At 65.6% G+C, this 6,230-nt stretch carries 1 protein-coding gene; it reads left to right on the top strand.

Annotated elements, in window-relative coordinates:
- A partial coding sequence (locus tag M5B42_RS31950; RefSeq protein WP_248748054.1) for a non-ribosomal peptide synthetase occupies positions 1–6,230 on the top strand: 6,230 nt, incomplete at both ends.

Here is a 6,230-nt window from a genome sequence, read left to right as displayed (position 1 = left end):
ATCGCGTCGACCAGTTGCTGGCGCAGATCAAGGCCACCACCCTCGACGCCTACAGCCATCAGGACCTGCCGTTCGAACAGGTGGTCGAAGCTCTGCAACCGGAGCGCAGCCTCGGCCATAGCCCGCTGTTCCAGGCCATGCTGGTGCTCGGCAACACCCCCCGTGACCAGGCCCTGGCCCTGCCCGGCCTGGAACTGACCTCACTGCCCCAGGTCACCGGCACCACCCAGTTCGACCTGAGCCTGTCGCTCAACGACGACGGTGAAAGCATTCACGGCCAGTTCGAATACGCCACCGATCTGTTCGACGAAAGCACCATCGCCCGCTGGAGCCGTCATCTGCTGCACCTGCTTGACGCCCTGCTCGAGGATGCCTCGCAACCGCTGGCAAGCCTGCCATTGCTGGATCACCAACAGCGCCGCGAACTGCTCGGCAATTTCAATCCGGCCCTGGTGCCGTTCCCTGAAGGCCTGCTGTTGCAGGAAGTTTTCGAACAGCAGGTCAAGGCACGTCCCGAGGCGATTGCCGTTCAGGCCGAAGGTATCGCCCTCAGCTATGCCGAACTCAACGCCCGGGCCAACCGTATCGCCCATCGCCTGATCGCCGCCGGCCTGAACCCGGATGAGCGCGTGGCCCTGCTGGTGGAACGCAGCCCGGAAATGATCGTCGGTATCCTCGCCATCCTCAAGGCCGGCGGCGCCTACGTGCCGCTCGACCCGAACTACCCGCAGGACCGCCTGCAACACATGCTCGACGACAGTTCTCCACGGGTACTGTTGAGCCAGGGCAATCTGGCCGAACAGCTGCCGCCGCTGTCGATCCCCCATCTGCGGCTGGAAGACACCCCGGGCAACGACGCCAACCCGCGGATCAGCGGCCTGACCTCACGGCACCTGGCCTATGTGATGTACACCTCCGGTTCCACCGGCAAGCCGAAAGGGGTCATGCTCGAACACCGTTCGGTGTGCAACCAGATCGGTGCCCTGCAAGAGCGCTACGGCCTCAATCCGCAGGACCGCGTCCTGCAATTCGCCACCATGACCTTCGACATGTCGGTGGAAGAGATCTTCGGCGCGCTGCTGTCCGGCGCCACCCTGGTGCTGCGCAGCGATGCCTGGATCGCCGGCACCGCGGCCTTTGCCGCCCTGTGCGAGCAGTACGCGATCACCGTGGCCAACCTGCCGACGGTGTTCTGGCAACAGGTCAGCCGCGACGCCGATGTGGCGCTGCCGACCTCCCTGCGCCAATTCATGATCGGCGGCGAAGCCGTGGGCAAGCAGGCCGTGGCCCAGTGGTTCGAACGTGAGGGCCATCGCCCGGCACTGTTCAACGCCTATGGTCCGACCGAAGCCACGGTCAACGCCTCGATCCGCCTGATGGAGCGTGACAACGAGGATTTCCGCTCCATCGGCAAGCCGGTGCGCAATACCCAATTGCATGTACTGGATGCCGCCGGCCAGCTGGCGCCGCTGGGTGTGGCCGGGGAACTGCATATCGGTGGCGTGGGCGTGGCCCGAGGCTATCTCAACCGTGCCGAACTGAGTGCCGAGCGCTTTATCGCCGACCCGTTCACCACCGACCCCGACGCCCGCCTGTACAAGACCGGCGACCTTGGTCGCTGGCGCGCCGATGGCACCCTGGAATACCTGGGCCGTAACGACGACCAGGTGAAGATTCGTGGTTTCCGTGTCGAACTGGGCGAGATCGAAGCCGTGCTCGCCGCCTGCGCCGGTGTCCGCGAAGCCGTGGTGGTGGCCCGGGAAAGCAAACCCGGCCAGTCCGACAGCAAACGCCTGATCGCCTACCTGTGCGGTGAACCGGTACCGGTTGAACAATTGCGTGCCGCCTTGCTCGAAGCCCTGCCGGATTACATGGTGCCGAGTGCCTATGTGCACCTGGAAGCCATGCCCTTGACTCCCAACGGCAAGCTGGACCGTCTGTCCCTGCCCGCGCCGGGACAGGACGCCTTCGCCAGCCGTGCCTACGAGGCACCGCGCGGCGAGATCGAACAGATTGTCGCGGCTGTCTGGCAGGACCTGCTGGGCATCGAGCAGGTCGGCCGTCATGACCGTTTCTTCGAGCTCGGCGGCCACTCGCTGTTGGCCGTCAGCTTGATCGACCGCCTGCGCCAGCACGGTCTCAACGCCAGCGTGCGCACCGTGTTCACCGCCCCCAGCGTGCGGGAAATGGCCCAGGCCATCAGCCGCGACGGCCAGGCCCTGTTCCAGGCCCCGGCCAACCGTATCCCGGCCGATTGCACCCAGTTGACCCCGGAGATGTTGCCGCTAGTGGCACTGAGCGCCGCCCAGTTGGAACGGATCGTCGCCGCCGTTCCCGGGGGGGCCGCCAATATCCAGGACATCTACCCGCTGGCGCCACTGCAGCAAGGCATCCTCTTCCATCACTTGCTGGGCCACGAGGGCGACGCCTACCTGGTGCGCTCGCTGATCGAGTTTGATGATCGCCAGCGCCTCGATACCTTTATCGAAGCCTTGCAAACAGTGATCGACCGCCATGACATCCTGCGCAGCGCAGTGCACTGGGTCGGCCAGCCCCAAGCGGTGCAAGTGGTCCATCGCCGGGCCCAACTGCCGATCCAGACCCTCACCCTGACACCGGACGAAGACCCGCGCCGCCAGCTGGAACGCCTGAGCGATCCACGCCACTTGCGCCTGGACCTGCAACAGGCACCGCTGATGCGTGCCTGCATCGCCCGCGATCCGCACTCCGAGCGCTGGCTGCTGGCCCTGCTCGACCACCATATGATCAGCGACCACGTGTCCCTCGGGATCGTGCTCGAGGAAATCCGCGCCCTGATGCTGGGTCAGGCAACCGAGCTGCCGGCCCCGCAACCCTATCGCGAGTTTGTCGCACAGATCCTCGCCACGCCGGCCGAGGTCCACGAAGCCTACTTCAGCCGCCGCCTGGCCACTGTCGATGAGCCGACCGCGCCATTTGGCGTGCTGGATGTCCAGGGCGACGGTGCCCGGGTAACGGAAACCAGCGTGCGCCTCGATCCGGCCCTGAGCCACAAGGTCCGCGCCCGTGCGCAGGCCGCCGGGGTTACGCCGGCGGTGTTGTTCCATATTGCCTGGGCCCAGGTGCTCGGACGCTGCACCGACCGCGACGATGTGGTGTTCGGCACCGTGGTCGCCGGGCGTCTGCAAGGCTCGGCCGGGGCTGATCGCGCCCTCGGGGTGTTTATCAACACCCTGCCGGTGCGGGTGCAACTGGCCCAGCTCGGTGTCGCCGCGCTGGTGGACGAGACTTATCGCGACCTCAGTGAAATGCTGGTCCACGAACAGGCCTCCCTGGCCCTGGCCCAACGTTGCAGCGGGGTGGCCGCAGGCCTGCCGCTGTTCACCAGCCTGTTCAACTATCGTCATTCGAGCGATGGCGGCTCCCTGGCCAACCAGGATCAGGTACTGGCCTGGGACGGCGTGCGCTTCCTGAGCAACGAAGCGCGCACCAACTACCCGATTGAAGTGGCGGTTGCGGATGAGGGTGTCGATTTCTCCCTGACCGCCCAGGCCATCGAAGGCATCGACCCGCACCGTATCGCCGCCTATCTTGGCCAGGCCGTTGCCGAGCTGGTCGAGGCGCTTGAGCAAGACCCGGCACGTCTGGCCAGCAGCCTGGACGTCGTGCCCGAAGCCGAGCGGCAACTGCTGCTCAACAGCTTCAACAACACCGCTACCGCGTTTGCCCCCGCAGAGCCGATCCATGCCCTGTTCGAAACCCAGGTCCGCGCTAACCCCGAGGCCGTGGCCCTGGTCTGCGAAGACCGGCAACTGAGCTATCGCCAGCTCAACCGCCGCGCCAACCATCTGGCCCGGCAACTGCTGGCCCTTGGTGTACAGCCGGACGAACGCGTGGCCATCTGCGCCGAACGCAGCTTGGACATGATTGTCGGCCTGCTGGGTGTGCTCAAGGCCGGTGCGGCCTATGTGCCTATCGACCCGGCCCACCCGGCCGACCGCATGGCCTTCATGCTGCAGGACAGCCAGCCGCGGGCGCTGTTGACTCAGACAGCGCTCACGCTACCGGCTGGCGACACGCCGCTGTTGCTGCTCGATACCGCCGAGTCGCTACGTGCCACTGACGATGAGGCTTTCGATGCCAACCCAACGGTCGCGGGCCTGACGCCGGAAAACCTGGCCTATGTCATCTACACCTCCGGTTCCACCGGCCAGTCCAAGGGCGTGATGGTCGAACACCGTTCGGTGTTCAACTTCTGGAACGTGCTGACCCGCACCACCCACCGGCATTGCCCGACGCCAGCGACCGTTGCCCTTAACGCCGGCTTCTTCTTCGACATGTCGATCAAGGGCATCTCGCAGCTGTTCTCCGGCCACAAGCTGGTGATCATCCCGCAACTGATCCGCGCCAGTGGCGGCGAGCTGCTGGACTTCCTTGAACAGCACCGGGTGCATGCCTTCGACTCGACCCCGTCGCAGCTCGATACCCTGCTCTCCGCCGGCCTGCTGGAACGCAGCAGCTACCAGCCGATCAGCGTGCTGCTGGGTGGCGAAGCGATCAACGCCAGCACCTGGGAAAAGCTGCGCAACTGCCCGACCATCCGCTTCTACAACATGTACGGCCCGACCGAATGCACGGTCGACGCCACCATCGACCTGATCCGTGACCTCGGTGAAAAACCGAGCATCGGCCGGCCGATTGCCAATGTCCAGGTGTACGTCCTCGATGCCCGTGGCGAACCCGCACCGCTGGGCGTGGCCGGGGAAATCCATATCGGCGGTGCCGGTGTGGCCCGTGGTTACCTCAATCGCGACGAACTGAGCGCGGAACGTTTTATCGCCGACCGTTTCTCCGACGCCCCGCATGCCCGCCTCTACAAAACTGGTGACCTTGGCCGCTGGCTGGCCGACGGCACCCTGGAGTACCTGGGCCGTAACGACTTCCAGGTGAAGATCCGCGGTTTCCGTATCGAACTGGGTGAAATCGAAAATGTGCTGCTGAACTGTGCCGGCGTCACCGAGGCCGTGGTCATCGCCCGAGAAGACCAGCGCCTGGTGGCCTACCTGTGCGGCAAGCCGGCGTCCGCCGAACAGCTGCGCAGCGAGCTGCTCAAACACCTGCCCGAGTACATGGTGCCGAGCGCCTTCGTCCATCTGGACGCCCTGCCGCTGACCGCCAACGGCAAGCTCGACCGCCGCGCCCTGCCCGCTCCTGGCCTGGAATCCCTGGCCAGCAAGATCTACGAGGCACCGCAAGGCGACACTGAAGTCGCCATCGCCGGGATCTGGAAAAGCCTGCTCGGCCTGGATCAGGTCGGCCGTCACGACGGCTTCCTCGAACTCGGCGGCCACTCGCTGCTCACCGTGCAACTGCAAGCCCGCCTGCACCAGGACCTCAGGGCCGAGATCGATCTGCGCAGCCTGTTCGGCCTGAGTTCCCTGCAAGCCCTGGCCGAGTGCGTGGACCAGGCGGCCCAGTCGCGGGTCCAGCCGATTGAAGCGGTATCCCGCAACCAGGACCTGCCACTGTCCCTGGCCCAGCAACGCCTGTGGTTCCTCGACCAGCTGGACCATGCCGCCAGCGTCGCCTACCACATGCCGGCCGCCCTGCGCCTGCGTGGCCAGCTCGACCGCACCGCCTTGCAACGTGCCCTGGACCGCATCGTCGCCCGGCATGAAAGCCTGCGCACGACCTTCGAACGGCAGGACGGCAAAGTCAGTCAGCGCTTCGCCGCTGAAGACATCGGCTTTACCCTGGCCGAGCACGACCTCTGCGCCCTGGCAGGCGAAGCCCGTGAACTGGCGGTCGAACAACTGGGCCAGGCCGAAGTCCACGCTGCCTTCGACCTGAGCCAGGGTCCGCTGGTCCGCGGACGCCTGCTGCAACTGGCCGAAGACGAGCATATCCTGCTGGTCACCCAGCACCATATCGTCTCCGATGGCTGGTCCGTGGCGGTGCTGATCGGCGAGTTCAACCGCCTGTATAGCGCCTTCAGCCAGGGTCTCGACGATCCGCTGCCACCGCTGGCCCTGCAATACGCCGACTATGCCAACTGGCAACAACAGCATCTGCAAGGCGAACGCCTGCAGGCCCAGACCCGTTTCTGGAGCGAACACCTCAGCGGTGCGCCCGGCCTGCTGGAACTGCCGAGCGATCATCCACGGCCACACGTGCAGAGTTATATCGGTGCGACCTTGCCGCTGGAACTCCCCGTTGCACTGAGTGCCAAGCTGCGCCAGTTCAGCCAGCAG

The sequence above is a fragment of the Pseudomonas sp. MWU12-2037 genome (assembly GCF_023242345.1).
Classification (GTDB): Bacteria; Pseudomonadota; Gammaproteobacteria; order Pseudomonadales; family Pseudomonadaceae; genus Aquipseudomonas; species Aquipseudomonas gingeri_D.
Note: the sequence above shows the minus strand (reverse complement) of the source record. Positions and strands in the feature narration are given on the sequence as shown.